The following is a 16,523-nucleotide window of genomic DNA, read 5'->3' as shown; positions in this document are numbered from 1 at the left end:
GTGACTAATGAACTAGTTATTTAAACTTGTTGAATTTACCAAACACGCCCAATGGCAACTTAATGCCAGAAGTAGCTTGCAGGTAAAGTTCTCCGGTTTCGAGGTTTTGCACTTTTGGAAAAGAGGTTTTGATCAGGTTTTCTACAATCACCGAAGAAAATCCCAAAGAATAGGTATTTAGAATCAGGAAGTGTTCTTCTTCATCCAGCAGTTGCACTACGTCTTGCATCATTTCCTGGATATGGTCTTCCAGTTTCCATTTCTCGCCGTTTGGACCATGGCCATAAGCTGGTGGATCTAAGATAATGCCGTTGTATTTTTTGCCGCGTTTCAGTTCGCGCTTTACAAATTTCAAGGCATCTTCTACCACCCAACGGATATCTTTGAGTTGCGAAAGTTCTTGGTTTTCGTTGGCCCAGTTGACTACCTGCTTGATCGAATCTACGTGGGTGGTATCGGCTCCGGCGGCTTTGGCAACCAATGAGGCCGCGCCGGTATAGGCGAACAGGTTCAGTACTTTGGGCGTAGGGTTTTTGAATTTTTTGATGGAAGAAGAAATGTAATCCCAATTTACGGCCTGCTCCGGAAAAACACCCACGTGCTTAAAAGAAGTAAGTCCGAGGCGTAGGTTAATGCTGATTTCGTCGTTTTTGTAATTGACGTTCCAGCGATCTGGAATATTACGATCATTTTTGAGCCATTCGCCGGTAGTAGCCGAGCGCCCTTTAAAATTGATATGCGTCTTTTTTTTCCACTCTTGTGGCGATAAAACTTTTTTCCAAACCGCTTGTGGCTCCGGACGCGAAAGCACGAGGTTGCCAAAGCGTTCCAGTTTTTCGAAGTCGCCACAGTCTAATAGCTCATAGTCTTTCCAGTGGGTTGGGGTCAGCAGCTTGATCATTATAGGTGTTGAAATGTTGTAAAGTTATAAGGTTACAATTAACCTGTAAACCGAAAATGGTGTACGGTTAACTAAAGCTTGTCTTTGGCCGCCTTCATAAACCGGCTGGCAAAAACAAAGTCGTTAAGTTCTTGGATGTCTGTTTTGGCAATCTCCTTGTTTGAGCCTTCCCAGAATTTTTTTCCTTCGTGCAAAAAGATGATGTAATCGCCAATGCCCATTACCGAGTTCATATCGTGGGTTACCACAATGGTGGTGGTATTGTACTCTTCGGTAATTTCCTTGATCAATTCATCAATAACGATCGAAGTTTTGGGATCGAGGCCCGAATTGGGTTCGTCGCAAAAAAGATATTTCGGGTTCATGGCAATGGCGCGTGCAATGCCCACCCGTTTTTTCATCCCGCCCGAAAGTTCGGCCGGATAAAGTGCGTTTTTGCCTTCCAGGTTTACCCTTTCCAAACAAAAGTTAACGCGGTCTAATTTCTCGCTTCTGGCCTGATCGGTAAACATATTTAAAGGAAACATGATGTTTTCTTCAACCGTCATCGAATCGAATAGGGCCGAACCCTGAAACAGCATGCCGATTTCTTTCCTGATCTCGATGCGTTCTTCAAAATTAAGCTGGGTAAATTCCCTGCCGTCGTAATACACATGGCCTTGTTCTGGATGGTGCAGGCCAATCATACACTTGAGCAGTGTAGTTTTGCCCGAACCAGAGCCGCCAATGATCAGATTGGTAACCCCTTCCTGAAATTTGCCCGAAATTCCCTTCAGCACCTCGTTGTCGCCAAAAGATTTATGGATGTCCTTGATCTCGATCATAATAATAATTGGGTTACAATATAATCACAAGCCAAAATACTGATACAGCTGATTACAACTGCTCTTGTACTGGCCTGGGCTACTTCGAGCGCGCCGCCTTTTACGTAAAAGCCTTCGTAGGCCGGTACTGAAGTAATGATGAAACCAAAAACAAAGGCCTTAACCAAGGCTACGGTAATGGTATAAGGATTAAAATCGGTGGTAATGCCTTGCATATATTCTGCAGCGGTAACCGCTCCAGAAAGTGTACCGCCAATGTAGCCGCCGGTGATGCTCAAAAACATAGAAATGATTACCAAAACAGGCACCATGGTAATGCCAGCCAATATTTTTGGCAAAATCAGATACCCCGGTGCGTTGATGCCCATAATTTCGAGTGCATCGATCTGCTCGGTTACACGCATGGTGCCTATTTCTGAGGAGATGGCAGAACCGATTTTACCGGCCAATACAATGGCACTAATGGTTGGACTGAGTTCCAAGATACTCGAATCGCGGTTAACCGAACCAATAATGGTTTTTGGAATCAGATCGCTTACCAACTGGAAGGCGATTTGCAGGGTCATTACCGCACCAATAAATGTAGAAATAATGCTGATTAGCCCCAGAGAGCCCCTGCCAATAAAATCCATTTCCTGGAAAATAGCCTTGAGGTAGATTTTCATCTTTTCAGGCCTTCTGAACGCTGCCTTGAGCAACAGGATATACTTGCCAAAATTGGTGAAGTTCATTGAATAAATGTAGCTCTAGTGTAAATACAATATTATACAAAGAAACAACAAAAAATGTTCTGCACTGATGTATTTATTAAAAAATATTATTGTTTATCAATATTAATCCTCTTTTTTGTCCTAAAAACATATCCCAGCAGATGAATGCAATTGTGACGGGGGCTACCAAAGGAATTGGCAGAGCCATAGCCCTTAAACTGGCCGACGAAGGCTATAATTTGGCCATTTGCGCCAGAACAACGAGCGATCTGGAAATGCTGCGCGAGCAGTTAAGCACCAAAGGCGTTAAAGTATTGGCCATCCCTACAGATTGCAGCCTTAAAGCCGAAGTAATGGCATTTGCGCAACAGGCAGGTGAAGCGTTTGGAACAATTGAAGTGCTGGTTAACAATGCCGGCACTTTTTTGCCGGGCAGCTTGCTGGACGAAACCGACGAGGCTTTCGAACTGCAGCAGCAACTCAACCTCAACTGCGCCTATTACCTGTCTAAATTTGTCGGAAAAATGATGCGCGAGCAGAAGTGCGGACATATTTTTAACATCTGCTCGGTGGCCAGCACACAACCCGTAGAAAATGCGGGCAGCTACAGTGTAACAAAAGCGGCCATGCTTAGTCTTAATCATGTATTGCGGAAAGAATTAGCTCAATACCATGTAAAAGTAACGGCAGTTTTGCCAGGTTCTACATTAACAGCCTCCTGGGAAGGTACCACAATCAATCCAGAAAGCTTTGTACAGCCCGAAGATATTGCCAGCTCCATCAGCAGCATTTTAAAGCTGAGCACCGGGGTAAACGTTGACGAGCTGATTTTGAAGCCACTGAATTTTAACCATAAATAAAAAGCATCATGGAAAAGAGATTGTACAGAAACGAGCATAACAAGGTTATTGCAGGCGTTTCGTCGGGGTTGGCAGATTATATGCAGGTAGACATCACCATTATTAGGTTATTGTTTGTGCTTTCTACCATTTTTTTAGCCGGAACAGGCCTATTGGTTTATATCATCATGTGGATTGTGGTTCCGGTAAACAATGATCCGGTAGCTCGCTACAATAAATTCAACGAATTTTATAAAAAAAACCAAGATAATGCCATGTTCAATTCGCCAAATGCCTTTAACAATCCATCAAATGCCGGTGAGCAGACTAAATGGAATACGCCTAATGCAGGCCCAGAGTTTAACAGTCCCTTCGACCAAAATAATTTTAAGCAGTTCTCTAAAAGCAATGATACAGGCCGTACCATTGGGGGATTGATCCTCCTGATTTTAGGTTTATACTTTCTGTTAAGGCAGTTTGATGTCATTCCGCAGTGGTTCAACATCTTTAAAATCTATAAACTGTGGCCTTTGGCAATTGTGGCGGTAGGTATTAGCCTGATCTTCAGAAACCAGAGAAGAACCGAGTGGGATAATTTTAAAAAGACCACTGAAGAAGCCCAACGCAATGCCGAGGCAAAGCCACCGGTTCAGGATGATGCCACTGGCGCAGACAAAAAAGAGCCTGAACAGCCTGGGGCATAACTAGATCAATGAAATAATCAACTATTTACGGCGGTTCGTTTGTTTAATACAAACTAAAGTGCCACCGACCACTTAAAACCTAAAGAAGATGAAATTTGATAAAGTAATATGGGGCGTACTGCTATTGTTTATTGGTGGTGTGCTTTTGCTCGACAATTTTAATGTAATTGAATTCTACTGGCGCAACGTTTGGAACTTTTGGCCAATATTCTTGATCATATTGGGCGTAAACATTCTCTTTAACCGCAACAATTCGCAAACCGGAAGCATCATTTCATTGGGCATTTTAATCATTGCGCTCTGCTTTTTGTTTGTAAAAGGACAGGAAAGACCAACGCATGGCTTTTGGTGGAACCATTCGAGAAATGGTGTAGACATCGACATCAACGATGATAACGACAACGATAGCGACTACAGCAAGCTTCATTTTTCAGAACCGCTCATTAGTGCCGATACAGCCAAGAAAACCATATTGAACATTTCCGGAGGTGGGACCTCATTTGAGCTTAAAGGAGAAACTGATAGCTTGTTTACAGCCGACGTAAAAAGAAGGTTTGGCAATTTTTCTCTAACCAAAACTACCTCAGACAGTGTAAATACCCTGATTTTTAAAACCCACGACAAGAGCAAAAAGCAAAGATGGTCTATTGGCGATGGGGGCAACAGCGTAAACCTTTATTTGAATACGGCTCCGGTTTGGCAAATGGATATGAACATGGGTGCCGGCGAAATCGATTTTGATTTGAGCAAATACAAAGTGCGTACCTTGAACTTTGATGGAGGCGCAGCCGAGCTGAAAATCAAATTGGGCGATTTGTTGCCAATTACGGATGTGAACGTTAAAACCGGCGTAGCCGATGTAAAAGTCCGTATTCCACAAGGATCGGGTTGCCGCATCAGAACCAAAACCGGTTTGTCGTCGAGAGATTTCACGGGCTTTACCAAAATCAGCGATGGTGTTTACGAAACGCCCAACTACCAATCGTCGACCAAAAAAATATTCATCAATTTTGATGGTGGCCTGAGCAGTTTCGAAGTAGACAGGTATTAACGGCCTTGTAGCTTGCCAAAGGGATTGAGTATATTTGTGGTTCGAAACTTACAGAGAGGTTAAATGCAATATACTGTAGTCATCAATGGCAGGCCCACTGGTCCTTATAGCTTAGAACAACTTAAAGAATTGGCCATCCAACCAGGCACCTTTATCAGAAAGCCCGGCATGGACGATTATAAGGAAGCTCACGAGTTTGCAGAACTCCGTGAGCTTTTAGGGTTTAGCTACCAGCGTACCGCACCACAGTATTTTGCTTCTTTCGATCAGCGATTAATGGCCTCGGCAATCGATTATTTCATGCTTACCTGCGTGTATGTGCTGGTGGTTTTTGTGTCCTATCTTTTTGTCGAAAACAAGCTTTTCCGCATCGGGAGCCTGCTTTTGTTTGTGCCCATTATTCCGGTGGCCAAGTTTTTTTACAGCAGCATTGCCGAAGCCTCGGCCAGGCAAGCTACCATTGGCAAGCGCCTTATGGACATCAAAGTAACCGACCTGATGGGCAACCGAATCTCGTTTGGCACCTCGTTGGCCAGAAACCTGTTTAAAATATTTTCGGTATTGCCCGCGTTTATAGGCTATCTGTATTGCTTTCTGAACAAGAAGCAACAATGCCTTCACGATACCATGGCCAATACATTGGTTATTAAGCAAAGGTTGTTGTAACAACAGTTGGCATCGAACGGTTTTAACAACCCAAGAATATAACAATAGGTCAATAGAACAATCCAACAGAAAGCCTATCTTTGTACCGCATGCAAAAAGTAGCTCCTATCGATCAATTAGCCGGTATTTACTGCAACAGTTTAACCCGCTATTCTCGTTTTTTAACCCGGGAAGTGTCTATTGGTAATATTCCTATGGGCGGACTGAACCCGATCCGAATCCAATCCATGACCACAACCGATACCATGGATACCTTGGCTACGGTAGAACAGACCATTCGTATGGTCGAATCGGGTTGCGAATATGTGCGCATTACGGCGCCGAGCATTAAGGAGGCCGAAAACTTGGCCAACATCAAGAAAGAGCTGCGTGCCCGAGGCTATGACGTGCCCTTGGTGGCCGATATCCACTTTACGCCCAATGCTGCCGAATCGGCGGCGCGCATTGTAGAAAAGGTAAGGGTCAATCCCGGTAATTATGCCGATAAAAAACGTTTCGAAAATATAGAATATACCGCCGATGCCTACCAGGCAGAGCTGGAGCGGATCTATAAAAAGTTTTCGCCCTTGGTAAAAATCTGTAAGGAATATGGCACGGCCATGCGCATTGGCACCAATCATGGTTCGCTGTCAGACCGTATCATGAGCCATTATGGCGATACCCCAAGGGGAATGGTCGAATCGGCGATGGAGTTTATCCGCATGTGCGAAGACCTTAACTACTACAACCTGGTTATTTCGATGAAAGCCAGCAATACGCAGGTAATGGTGCAAGCCTATCGTTTATTGGTTGAAACGATGGTAAAAGAAGGAATGAACTATCCTTTGCACCTGGGCGTTACCGAAGCCGGCGATGGCGAAGATGGCCGTATTAAATCGGCTGTGGGCATTGGCACTTTGCTGGCCGATGGCTTGGGCGATACCATCAGGGTTTCCCTCACCGAAGATCCCGAATTTGAAGCGCCCGTAGCCAGGGCATTGGCCAATCGGTTCGAGAAGAGGGGAGAAGGCCTAGGGTCTAAAGACCAAAGTCTAAGGTCGGGCACACCAAACTCTCCTCGCGAAATATTAAATACGCCGTGCTTAACCTACAGCCCTTTCGAATATGCACGCCGCGTAACTAGCCCCGTTGAACAAATAGGCGGGCACTTTCATCCCGTTGTGATGGTTGATATAACCCAACAGAACCTAAAAGATCCATATTGCTTAGGCCAATTGGGTTATCATTACAGTGCGGGCCTAGACAAATACAATATTTCCGATTTGGCCTGCGATTTGGTTTACTTGGGCGACGAATTGCCTTCTTTTTCCTTCCCTGGTGGCTTAAAACAAGTATACAACTATCAAACCTGGTTGCAGTTAAAAGATAAATACAATTGCCACCCTTTATTTGGTTGGGAAGAATACCTGCAAGCCGAAATCAAAGACAATGCCCTGAACTTGGTGCGTATCGACGCAGCCGATCTTTCGTCGGCCGATCTTTCGCTTTTGCAACCCGCAACCATCATCTTGCTCGAAACCAAGCAAGCGATGGGCATGCAAGAACAACGCACATTTTTTATGGCGTTGCAAGCGCAAAACTGCCAAGTGCCAGTCATTATTAAAAGAACCTATGCCGATTCGGCAGCCGATCAGCTGATGCTTGATGCCGCCAGCGATATGGGGGCTTTGCTAACCGATGGCTTTGGCGATGGCATTTGGATAGATGCCCCCCAAAACGAACTGAAACTAATCAATTCGGTAAGTTTTGGCATTTTGCAGGCCACACGTACCCGGATTTCTAAAACCGAATACATTTCCTGCCCAAGCTGTGGCCGTACCTTGTTCGACCTGCAGGAAACCACCCAATATATCCGCTCGAAAACCGATCACCTCAAAGGCATTAAAATTGCCATTATGGGCTGTATCGTTAATGGCCCAGGCGAAATGGCTGATGCCGACTATGGCTACGTGGGTACCGGTCCAGGGAAGATTACGCTTTACCGTGGCAAGGAAGTGGTGAAGAAAAACGTAAATACGCCGTCAGCGCTCGATGAACTGATCGAAATTATCAGAGAAGACGGCAATTGGGTAGAAGTTGAGGGCTAAACAAGTACACAAGCTAATTTCCCCAAGCGGTAATCACTATTTTCCGGCTGCCTCCATGGTTGCGGTGCTCGCAAAGGTAAATGCCTTGCCAGGTGCCCAAGGCGGGCTTGCCATGGCTAATCGGAATTAAAACCGATGCACCCAATAAAGCGGCTTTGAGGTGGGCGGGCATGTCATCGGCACCTTCGTAGTCGTGTTCGTAATCGGGGTCGTTTTCGGGCACCGCCTTGTTAAACCACATTTCAAAATCTGTTCTCACTGTTGGATCGGCATTTTCGTTAATGGTTAACGAAGCAGAAGTGTGCTGTATAAAAACCTGCAGCATGCCCGCCTTTAAATTCCCGATTTCAGGAATTGCCTGCAAAATCTCGTCGGTAATAAGATGAAAGCCTCTTTTGCGGGGCCTTAAACTGAGGGCATGTTGAAACAGCAGCATAAGTCAGTATTTGAAATCTTCCCTAACCGGACTAAAAATATCCAATAGGGTACAATCGGTCAAGGCTTTGCCACCATGAGGTACACCACCCGGAATAAGTACAAATTTGCCCGTATCTAAAATTTGGGTTTCGTTGCCCACCGTCATTTCGAATTGTCCCTTCAGTACAAAGGCGCATTGATGGTGCGGATGGCTATGTATAGGCGAATCGCTACCAGCTTTGATGTCGATAAAATTGATGGTATTGTGTTCGGTATGGATGAGTTTGGAAAAGAAACCAGGGGTCATTTCCTTGATTTCGATATCGGCAAATTCGCGAAAAATTTCATTCATGGCTTAAAGTTAAGGAAAAAAAATGCCCAAAATCTGTAATATTAATGCATGCAGCCGATATAAACTTTCGAATAGAGTTTAAATGCCTGTGGATTAATTTGTTTCACGGCAGTTAAGGCACTGTCGGCCCTTTTTGGCTCGGCATACATACCGGTAAACAACGCAATGGTTTTTTGTCGGGCCTTATCCGAGTAGTAATTCAGGTACTCCAGGCTCAGGCTTTCGGAGGGTATCCTTCTGGGGTAATATTCGCCAGCGTAAATTTCGTCCTCACTAGATTTGGGCAACGAAATGAGGTTTTCTTTTTCGTTATAGTAGCGTCCTAGGGTGTCGATTTGCATCCGGAGTGCTTTGGCCAATCTCTTCATTTGTAGGTTCAGTTTCGGATAGCTCAAGCCGGTATCGGCCACAATAATATAATAGTTGGCATAGTTGAGCGAATCGTCGGCAATGCTATCGGTCAATTCTTTCTTTTCGATTGGTATTCTCGCCAAGGTTTTGGTTGTGTCGGGCGCAGCAGCCTCCGCTACTTTAGGCATTTCCCTACAGGCAGCCAGTAAAAGCACAAGTCCTACAATGAAGTGATATCGGCTAATATTCATCAGACCAAGATACGATTTATCGACTGTTTTGTCAGGTTTGTTGGAGACTAATTTAACCCAATCCGTTTAAAAAAGTGAGACATTTCTCGCAAACCTGTAAAAGCTGTGGAGGCAAAGAGTGGCCCGTAAAAGGATGCGAAGCACCATACACGTGGTTGGCACCTTCAATTTTGATGAGCCTGCTGGCTGGGTTGGCACTGGCCAGTTGCCGTGCGGTTTCGAAAGGCACGTTTACGTCTTCATCGCCTTGCACAATCAGCCAGGGAATGTTGATGTGCTTGGCGGCTTCTACAATATTCAGTTTTTCCTTGTTGGCTTCAAAATCTTCGAGCAGGCTCACATTTAAAGGCATCTGTTCTTTGGTGCGGGCATTGATTACGTATATTTTGCCCGCTTTGCGCCATTCTTCCTCCCGCGATTTGCCCCAAAGGCTGCTAAAATCAGCAATTGCGCTCCAGGTGATCAGGGCTTTTACAGCCGGGTTGTTGCTCGCCTGTAAAATGCTCAGGCCACCACCACGGCTATGTCCAATCAGGTAAAGCGACTTGGCCTTTACGTGTTGCACCGCATAATCGATCACCAGGTCTACATCTGTCATTTCTTTCGAAACCGTATTGGAAGCAAAAGTCTCCAAATCGTTTACGTCGCTGGGTTGCTCGGGCCTTACACCGCTGTGCGAAAGGTTAAACTTGAGGTAACGATAGCCGTTTTGGGCAAAATACCTCGCAACCAGGTTGTGCGCGCCCCAATCTTTAAAGCCTTTGAAGCCGTGTACAAAAATAACCAGTGGTGCATTTGTATGTTTAACGTCATAAGTAAGGTCGCCCAAAATGGTTTTTCCGTTAGCGCCTAGCAATGAAAATTCTTCCTGATGTATCATGATTGCTCAAAAACTAATATTTAACAATAATAACAAATTTAAGAACACTCGGTTTGCTGACGGAAAGTTAATTTAAAACCTTTCTAAATTACCCTAAATTACAGCATAATGACAGATAAGCGGGTTTGCGTTTATTACTTTTGTTGTCGCTAAATTAATAGGCTGTACCCATTTTGGAATATTTAAAGATTATTGCATTTACACATCAGCAGATTGACCTAAAAGCTTTAGGAAAGTTAGTTATATGTGAGCAGACGCTGGATGATAGGTTGAGGAATATCCAATCAGAGCTTGGCATCAAGGAAATATTTTATGTTGGCACCTGTAATCGTGTCGAATTTATATTTACCGCCTCAGCTACGGTAGACAGAGCCTTTATTACGCGTTTTATGCATGTGCTCGACATGGGGCTTCCCGAAGAGTACATGGAGCAGTTCATCAAAAATGTTTCGGTATACGAGCAGGTAGAAGCGTTCAACCATTTGCTCCGTACTTCATGTTCGCTAGAAAGTTTGGTGGTTGGCGAGAAAGAGATCCTGGCTCAGGTACGCAAGGCCTACGAAGCTTGCCGCTTGGCTGGCTTTACCGGCGATTACATGCGCATGATCATGGACCGCGTGGTCAAAACCGCCAAAGAAGTATATACCCATACCAATATTTCCAGAAACCCCGTTTCGGTGGTTTCATTGGCTTACCGCAAATTGCGTGAGCTGAATATGTGCGGCAATGTGCGCTTGCTTATAATTGGTGCCGGCGAAACCAATATGAATATTGCGCAATACCTCAAAAAGCATAAATATTCAAATTTCTCTGTTTTTAACCGGACCATTGAAAAGGCCGAAAACCTGGCCAAAGCCCTCAACGGCACAGCCTATCCGCTTTCGGCATTGGCCGACTACAAAGAAGGTTTTGACGTGATCATTACCTGTACTGGCGCCACAGAGCCTATTCTTACCGAAGAGCTTTACACCAAATTGCTAAATGGCGATACGGCCAAAAAAGTAATCGTTGATTTGGCTGTTCCAAACGATACCGCACCAGAAGTGGTGCAAAACTTTCCTTTGCACTTTATCGAAGTCGAATCGCTCAAGGAAATTGCCCGCAAAAATATCCAAGAGCGCTATGATGAATTGGTTCATGCCGAACATATCATAGACGACAACATCAAAGAGTTCGAATCGGTATTGCGCCAACGCAAAATAGAAATCGCTATGAGCGATGTGCCTAAAAAGATCAAGGAAATTAAGCACACAGCCATGAATGCTATTTTTGCCGACGAGATCAATACCATGGACGATAACTCGAAGGCTGTTTTAGAACGCATCATGGACTACATGGAAAAAAAATGTATCAGCGTTCCCATGGTTATGGCCAAAGAAATTTTGGTTAAAAACAGCTAGGCTTAACTCAGGGTTAATCATTTTCTTAGAATCCCCCTCTTTCGAATTTTTAATTAAATTTGCGAAAAACTAAAATTATAAGGTGAAGACAATTATTATCGGTACGCGTGGAAGCGATTTGGCATTATGGCAGGCAAACTATACCAAAGATAGGCTGGCCAGCATCGGCATTGATGCAGAACTGAAAATCATCAAGACACAGGGCGATAAAATCCTGAACCTGCGATTGGACAAGTTGGAAGGCAAAGGCTTTTTTACCAAAGAACTGGAAGAAGAGCTGCTCAACGGCACTATCGATGTGGCGGTACACTCGCACAAAGACTTGCCAACCACCAACCCACCAGGACTCACCATCGCGGCGGTTACCGAGCGCGAAGATCCTTCAGAATTGTTGCTGATCCTTAAAGACTGTGTGGATGTAACCCAAAAACTGTCGCTTAAAAAAGGCGCCATGGTGGGCACTTCCTCTAATCGTCGCAAAGCCCAATTGTTGGCCTTGCGCCCCGATTTGAATATAGAAGATTTGCGTGGCAATGTGCCAACACGCATCCAAAAACTACGCGACGAAGATTACGATGCCATTTTGTTAGCTAAAGCGGGTGTTAACCGGCTGAATATCGATTTGAGCGAATTCCATGTCGAAGTGGTTGATACCACCGAATTGGTGCCTGCACCTGCGCAAGGTGCCTTGGCCATCCAAATCCGCGAAAACGACACCGAATTGTTTAGTGTATTGCAACAACTAAACGACCAGGCCACAGCCGAAGAAATCTCGGTAGAACGTAAGGTGCTGAATCTTTTTGAAGGCGGTTGCCACATGCCCTTGGGCTGCTATTGCAAAAAAGAGAATGGTCTTTTTGAAGTATGGACTTCAAAAGCCGAAACCGATGAGGATTTTCCGGATCGTTTGTTTTTGCGCACGGCAAGCACCGAAGGGCTGGCCGAAAAAATCGTATCGAAATTCAGTGCCGACCGTAAATTTCCGAGCAAGGTTTTCATCTCGCGAGAAATTGGCGAGCACAGCTATTTCAGAAAAGCATTAGCCAAGCACCATATCGAAATGGACGGCCGTTCGTTGATCCGTACTTTTCCGATTGTCAATATTTTAGATCCTTTCTTTTTGAAAAATGTAGATTGGATCTTCTTCAGCAGCCGCAACGGCGTAGAATATTTTTTTAAACTTAATCCGGTACTTTCTAAAAAAGTAAAGTTTGGCGTGGTAGGCCGCGGTTCGGAAGATACCCTGCGCAAATTTGGCCATTTGGCCGATTTTGTTGGCGAAAGTGGCGATATCACGGAAGTGGCCGAAGAGTTTGCCAAATTGGTGCACGGCCAAACCGTCATGTTCCCGAGGGCGCAGGATTCGCTGCAATCTATCCAAAAATCGCTAGGCGAAGATACCAAAGTGGTTGATTTGCCGATTTATGAAACCGTAACCGAAGACAATATTGATGGTACGGCTGCCGAAGTGCTGATTTTTACCAGTCCATCCAATGTGGAGGCCTACTTTGTAGATAATTTACTGGAACCAGAGCAACAGGTTATCGCCATTGGCAATTCTACCGGAAAGAAATTCGAAGAAATGGGCGTGAAATATATATTGCCTTACTCGCCTGATGAGATAGGATTGGCGGAAGCAGTTTTTGGAATAGAAGTAAAGTAATTTTCAGTTGACAGTTTGCAGTTGACAGGTAGATAATTCTCAACTAACAACGAATAACAAACCAACTAACAACGAACCAACCAACAACTAAATGTTACTTGAAGGTAAAGTCTTCAGATATGACAAAAGTCTAAATTGCTTATCAAGCCAGATACCGACCTTTGAAGCGATAACTAATTTTAGAAATATTAATATCTTAATAACCGGTGTTAATATTTTGACCATCAAAACCAAAAGAAATGTTGCAAAGACCCCGTAGGCTAAGAAAAAATCCTGTTGTAAGAGAATTGGTTGCCGAAACGCGCCTATCAAAGGACATGTTTATTTATCCTTATTTTGTAGTGCCGGGCAAGGGTGTAACCAAAGCAATTGATGCCATGCCGGGCGTAAACCATTTCTCTACCGATACTTTGATAAAGGATGTTGAAAAAGGATTGGCCCTGGGCGTTAATAAAATCATGCTTTTTGGCGTGGGCGATGAGAAAAGCGAAGATGCACATTCGGCCTACGATCCGCATTCGCTGGTGCCGGTAGCCGTAAAGGAACTGAAGAAAAACTTCGGCGACGATTTGTACGTGGTAACCGATGTTTGTGTGTGTTCTTACACCACACATGGCCACTGTGGCATTTTGAAAAACGACTACGTACAAAATGATATCACGGTTGAACTGATTGCCAAGATGGCCCTCAATCATGCCGAAGCCGGTGCCGATATGCTAGCCCCGTCTGATATGATGGATGGCCGGGTGGCTGCCATCAGGCATAAACTAGACGGCAATGGTTTCGAAAATGTAGCCATCATGTCGCACGCCACCAAATTTGCCTCCTCGTACTATGGCCCATTCAGAGAAGCTGCCGATTGTGCGCCAAGCAAAGGCGATAGGAAAGCCTACCAAATGGATTTCAGAAATGGCACCGAAGCCTTAAGAGAAGCATTGTTAGATGAAGGCGAAGGAGCTGATATCTTAATGGTAAAGCCTGCCTTGGCCTATTTGGATATCATCAGTAAATTAAAGCAAAACACCGACCTGCCTATTGCCTGCTATAATGTATCGGGAGAATACTCGATGATCAAAGCAGCGGCGCAAAAAGGCTGGATAGACGAACAAAAAGTAGTAATGGAAACCATGCACGCTTTTGCCAGGGCAGGAGCCAGCGTAATTACCACTTACCACATTAGAGATATTGTAGCACAAAAATGGATGTAAGAGAGTTTAAAGTCTAAAGTTGAAAGCTCAGTATGCCAAATGAACTTTTTACCTTCTACTTTTTACTTTTAACTTAAAACAAATGTTAGAATCGTTAAAAAAAATCTTCTCGGGCAATGAGGCCGAAATGCCGATCAACACGAGCAGCAAACCAGACATTAGCCGCGAAAAATCAGCAGCGCTTTATGCCAAATCGAAAACTTATTTTCCTGGTGGGGTAAACTCGCCGGTAAGGGCTTTCAAATCGGTTTACGGAACGCCACTGTTTATCCAAAAAGGCGATGGCTGCATGATTTGGGATGCCGATGGCAACCAATTTATCGATTTCTGCGCCAGCTGGGGTCCGCTTATTTTAGGCCATAACAATGCCAAAATCAGGGAAAAGGTAATCGAGGTGATGCAAAATGGCATGAGCTTCGGCGCACCTACGGCCTTAGAAAACGAATTGGCCGAACTGATCATCAAAAACAACCGTTTTGTAGAGAAAATCCGTTTTACCAGTTCAGGCACCGAAGCGGTGATGTCGGCCATTAGGCTGGCCAGAGGCTATACCGGTAAAGACAAAATCATCAAGTTCGAGGGCTGCTACCATGGCCACAGCGATTCGCTGTTGGTAAAGGCCGGTTCTGGCTTGGTTACTTTCGGCGAAACTTCGTCGGCGGGCGTGCCACAGTCATTCGCGGCCGAAACCATTGTTATTCCACTCAACGATAAAAATGCCATCACCGAGGCTTTTGCACAGTTTAAAGATCAGGTAGCTGCGGTTATCATCGAAGGTATTCCGGCTAATAACGGTTTGCTGATCCAAGATAAGGAATACATCGAATTTTTAAGAGAAGCCTGTACCGCCAATAGAGCTTTGTTGATTTTCGACGAGGTAATTACCGGCTTCAGGTTAGGTTTCGAAGGTGCCGCGGCCCATTATGGCATCAAGCCTGATATTGTGACTTATGGCAAAATTATAGGTGGTGGTTTGCCGGTAGGTATGTATGGGGCTTCGGCAGAGATTATGGGCCACATTTCGCCCGATGGCGGCGTGTACCAGGCTGGAACTTTATCGGGCAATCCGGTAGCCATGGCCGCAGGTATTGCCACCCTAACCGAACTCCTGAAATCTGGATTTTACAAAGAGCTCAATGCCAAGGCGCAAGAATTTGCCGAAAGCATCCAGCGTTTTGCAACCGCCAGAAACTATAAGTTAAAAGTATTTACCATTGGCTCTATTTTCTGGTTCGCCTTTACCGATGCCGAGCAGATCCAGACTGCCGAGGCTATCGATCCGGCTAGCATGGAGAAATTCAAAATGATGCACCGCGAATTGCTCAACCGGGGCATTTACTTAGGCCCATCGGGCTACGAAGTAGGATTTGTTTCGGCTGCCCATACAAAAATTGAATTAGAAAAGGCAAAAAGAGCTATTTTTGATGCATTGGATTTAGTATTCAGAAAATCGTAAGAAAGCAGCATGAAAAAATCGATCTTGATATTCTACTTTTTGTTGCTCTATGCCTTGCTAGAGATGTTTTGGTGGGGAACGGTGGTGATCCGCCTGCAACCTCAACGTATGGCCATGGTGATGGGCGAAGGCTCGGTTTTCTTGTTTTTATTGTGTGTGGGTGCCTATTTTATCCACGCTTCCATTAAAAAAGAAGACAAACTGCATGAGCAGCAACAGAATTTCCTGCTGTCGGTAACGCACGAACTCAAATCGCCTTTGGCCGCCATCAAGCTGTCGCTAGAAACCATCAAGAAAAGAGATCTGGATAAAGAGCAACGTACTACTTTATTGCGAAACTCCTTAAAAGATATTGAGCGATTAGACGATTTGGTAGAGAATATGTTGCTCGCTACCAAGATCGAAAGCCGTACCTATTCCTTTCCGAAAGAAGAATTCGATTTTTCGGAACTCGTTAATAAAATCACTGATCGATTGCAGGTTCATTCTTGTGGCAACCAGCAGCTGATCAATACAGCAATTAAACCTGGCATTAAGGTAGTTGGCGATCAGTTTGCGCTTTCGTCTGTAGTAACCAACCTGGTTGAGAATGCGGTTAAATATTCTGGCCCCTGTGCCGAAATTGCAGTAGCGCTCTGTCAAAATGACGGAAAGCCCTTTTTAACCGTTTCAGACAAAGGTCCGGGCCTGTCTCTTATACACATCTAAAAAGGGGGGGGGGGGGGGGGGGGGGGGGGGGGGGGGGGGGGGGGGGGGGGGGGGG

17 protein-coding genes are annotated in these 16,523 nt (G+C 44.9%); 10 read left to right on the top strand and 7 right to left on the bottom strand.

All coding sequences use genetic code 11. The annotated features are described in order from the left end of the window. Nucleotides 1-16 precede the first annotated feature (16 nt). The 3 genes from JHD69_RS12070 to JHD69_RS12060 all read right to left on the bottom strand — a co-directional run bounded on the left by JHD69_RS12070 (nucleotide 17) and on the right by JHD69_RS12060 (nucleotide 2,456). The gene (locus JHD69_RS12070; protein WP_199140596.1) at nucleotides 17-901 is read right to left on the bottom strand and encodes a class I SAM-dependent methyltransferase; all 885 of its coding nucleotides are present in this window, start codon (nucleotides 899-901) and stop codon (nucleotides 17-19) included. A gap of 71 nt (nucleotides 902-972) precedes the next feature. Next, nucleotides 973-1,725, bottom strand: a complete 753-nt coding sequence (locus JHD69_RS12065) for an ABC transporter ATP-binding protein (RefSeq protein WP_199140595.1) — start codon at nucleotides 1,723-1,725, stop codon at nucleotides 973-975. Further along, on the bottom strand, nucleotides 1,722-2,456 hold the full coding sequence (locus JHD69_RS12060) for an MlaE family ABC transporter permease (protein ID WP_199140594.1): 735 nt from the start codon (nucleotides 2,454-2,456) through the stop codon (nucleotides 1,722-1,724). Before JHD69_RS12060 ends, JHD69_RS12065 begins: the two co-directional genes overlap by 4 nt. Nucleotides 2,457-2,596: 140 nt before the next feature. Between JHD69_RS12060 and JHD69_RS12055 the strand changes: the two genes are divergently transcribed. The 5 genes from JHD69_RS12055 (at nucleotide 2,597) to ispG (ending at nucleotide 7,782) form a co-directional block, all read left to right on the top strand. Continuing rightward, nucleotides 2,597-3,295 carry an SDR family oxidoreductase gene (locus JHD69_RS12055; RefSeq protein WP_199140593.1) on the top strand — a complete coding sequence of 233 codons (699 nt, stop codon included), beginning with the start codon at nucleotides 2,597-2,599 and terminating at the stop codon, nucleotides 3,293-3,295. Nucleotides 3,296-3,303: 8 nt separating this feature from the next. Further along, the gene (locus tag JHD69_RS12050; protein ID WP_199140592.1) at nucleotides 3,304-3,978 is read left to right on the top strand and encodes a PspC domain-containing protein; all 675 of its coding nucleotides are present in this window, start codon (nucleotides 3,304-3,306) and stop codon (nucleotides 3,976-3,978) included. 88 nt (nucleotides 3,979-4,066) lie between these two features. Beyond that, nucleotides 4,067-5,029 (top strand): LiaF transmembrane domain-containing protein, encoded by a 963-nt coding sequence (locus JHD69_RS12045; protein WP_199140591.1) that lies wholly within the window; start codon nucleotides 4,067-4,069, stop codon nucleotides 5,027-5,029. 63 nt (nucleotides 5,030-5,092) lie between these two features. Further along, nucleotides 5,093-5,695 (top strand): RDD family protein, encoded by a 603-nt coding sequence (locus tag JHD69_RS12040; protein WP_199140590.1) that lies wholly within the window; start codon nucleotides 5,093-5,095, stop codon nucleotides 5,693-5,695. 89 nt (nucleotides 5,696-5,784) lie between these two features. Next, a complete protein-coding gene (ispG, locus tag JHD69_RS12035; protein ID WP_199140589.1) occupies nucleotides 5,785-7,782 on the top strand; it encodes a (E)-4-hydroxy-3-methylbut-2-enyl-diphosphate synthase in 1,998 nt (665 codons plus the stop codon). Nucleotides 7,783-7,795: 13 nt separating this feature from the next. Here ispG and JHD69_RS12030 read toward each other — a convergent pair whose 3' ends face one another. From JHD69_RS12030 to JHD69_RS12015, 4 genes are read right to left on the bottom strand one after another with little or no spacing between them, the layout of a single operon-like run. After that, a complete protein-coding gene (locus JHD69_RS12030) occupies nucleotides 7,796-8,218 on the bottom strand; it encodes a secondary thiamine-phosphate synthase enzyme YjbQ (RefSeq protein WP_199140588.1) in 423 nt (140 codons plus the stop codon). 3 nt (nucleotides 8,219-8,221) lie between these two features. Continuing rightward, nucleotides 8,222-8,551 (bottom strand): cupin domain-containing protein, encoded by a 330-nt coding sequence (locus JHD69_RS12025; protein ID WP_199140587.1) that lies wholly within the window; start codon nucleotides 8,549-8,551, stop codon nucleotides 8,222-8,224. Nucleotides 8,552-8,592: 41 nt separating this feature from the next. Continuing rightward, the gene (locus JHD69_RS12020) at nucleotides 8,593-9,153 is read right to left on the bottom strand and encodes a hypothetical protein (RefSeq protein ID WP_199140586.1); all 561 of its coding nucleotides are present in this window, start codon (nucleotides 9,151-9,153) and stop codon (nucleotides 8,593-8,595) included. Nucleotides 9,154-9,205: 52 nt separating this feature from the next. Beyond that, nucleotides 9,206-10,033, bottom strand: coding sequence for an alpha/beta hydrolase family protein (locus JHD69_RS12015; RefSeq protein WP_199140585.1), 828 nt, complete (start codon nucleotides 10,031-10,033; stop codon nucleotides 9,206-9,208). A 173-nt stretch (nucleotides 10,034-10,206) separates the two neighbouring features. Here JHD69_RS12015 and hemA point away from each other — a divergent pair, with 173 nt between their 5' ends. From hemA to JHD69_RS11990, 5 genes are all read left to right on the top strand, one after another. Continuing rightward, a complete protein-coding gene (hemA, locus tag JHD69_RS12010; protein WP_199140584.1) occupies nucleotides 10,207-11,433 on the top strand; it encodes a glutamyl-tRNA reductase in 1,227 nt (408 codons plus the stop codon). A gap of 82 nt (nucleotides 11,434-11,515) precedes the next feature. Then, nucleotides 11,516-13,096, top strand: coding sequence for a hydroxymethylbilane synthase (hemC, locus tag JHD69_RS12005; protein WP_199140583.1), 1,581 nt, complete (start codon nucleotides 11,516-11,518; stop codon nucleotides 13,094-13,096). A 239-nt stretch (nucleotides 13,097-13,335) separates the two neighbouring features. Further along, on the top strand, nucleotides 13,336-14,304 hold the full coding sequence (gene hemB, locus JHD69_RS12000; protein WP_199140582.1) for a porphobilinogen synthase: 969 nt from the start codon (nucleotides 13,336-13,338) through the stop codon (nucleotides 14,302-14,304). 82 nt (nucleotides 14,305-14,386) lie between these two features. Beyond that, a complete protein-coding gene (gene hemL / locus JHD69_RS11995; RefSeq protein WP_199140581.1) occupies nucleotides 14,387-15,760 on the top strand; it encodes a glutamate-1-semialdehyde 2,1-aminomutase in 1,374 nt (457 codons plus the stop codon). A 9-nt stretch (nucleotides 15,761-15,769) separates the two neighbouring features. Further along, complete coding sequence (locus JHD69_RS11990) at nucleotides 15,770-16,468, top strand: sensor histidine kinase (protein WP_199140580.1); 699 nt, start codon at nucleotides 15,770-15,772, stop codon at nucleotides 16,466-16,468. Nucleotides 16,469-16,523: the final 55 nt, after the last annotated feature.

It is taken from the genome of Pedobacter sp. ASV12 (assembly GCF_016429155.1).
Classification (GTDB): domain Bacteria; phylum Bacteroidota; class Bacteroidia; order Sphingobacteriales; family Sphingobacteriaceae; genus Pedobacter.
This window is presented reverse-complemented; position numbering and strand designations above follow the sequence as displayed.

Excerpts from the sequence above, each read along its gene's own strand:
- JHD69_RS12070 (WP_199140596.1), bottom strand. The coding sequence starts at position 901 with ATGATCAAGCTGCTGACCCCAACCCACTGGAAAGACTATGAGCTATTA.
- JHD69_RS12065 (WP_199140595.1), bottom strand. The coding sequence starts at position 1,725 with ATGATCGAGATCAAGGACATCCATAAATCTTTTGGCGACAACGAGGTG.
- JHD69_RS12060 (WP_199140594.1), bottom strand. The coding sequence starts at position 2,456 with ATGAACTTCACCAATTTTGGCAAGTATATCCTGTTGCTCAAGGCAGCG.
- JHD69_RS12055 (WP_199140593.1), top strand. The coding sequence starts at position 2,597 with ATGAATGCAATTGTGACGGGGGCTACCAAAGGAATTGGCAGAGCCATA.
- JHD69_RS12050 (WP_199140592.1), top strand. The coding sequence starts at position 3,304 with ATGGAAAAGAGATTGTACAGAAACGAGCATAACAAGGTTATTGCAGGC.
- JHD69_RS12045 (WP_199140591.1), top strand. The coding sequence starts at position 4,067 with ATGAAATTTGATAAAGTAATATGGGGCGTACTGCTATTGTTTATTGGT.
- JHD69_RS12040 (WP_199140590.1), top strand. The coding sequence starts at position 5,093 with ATGCAATATACTGTAGTCATCAATGGCAGGCCCACTGGTCCTTATAGC.
- ispG (WP_199140589.1), top strand. The coding sequence starts at position 5,785 with ATGCAAAAAGTAGCTCCTATCGATCAATTAGCCGGTATTTACTGCAAC.
- JHD69_RS12030 (WP_199140588.1), bottom strand. The coding sequence starts at position 8,218 with ATGCTGCTGTTTCAACATGCCCTCAGTTTAAGGCCCCGCAAAAGAGGC.
- JHD69_RS12025 (WP_199140587.1), bottom strand. The coding sequence starts at position 8,551 with ATGAATGAAATTTTTCGCGAATTTGCCGATATCGAAATCAAGGAAATG.
- JHD69_RS12020 (WP_199140586.1), bottom strand. The coding sequence starts at position 9,153 with ATGAATATTAGCCGATATCACTTCATTGTAGGACTTGTGCTTTTACTG.
- JHD69_RS12015 (WP_199140585.1), bottom strand. The coding sequence starts at position 10,033 with ATGATACATCAGGAAGAATTTTCATTGCTAGGCGCTAACGGAAAAACC.
- hemB (WP_199140582.1), top strand. The coding sequence starts at position 13,336 with ATGTTGCAAAGACCCCGTAGGCTAAGAAAAAATCCTGTTGTAAGAGAA.
- hemL (WP_199140581.1), top strand. The coding sequence starts at position 14,387 with ATGTTAGAATCGTTAAAAAAAATCTTCTCGGGCAATGAGGCCGAAATG.
- JHD69_RS11990 (WP_199140580.1), top strand. The coding sequence starts at position 15,770 with ATGAAAAAATCGATCTTGATATTCTACTTTTTGTTGCTCTATGCCTTG.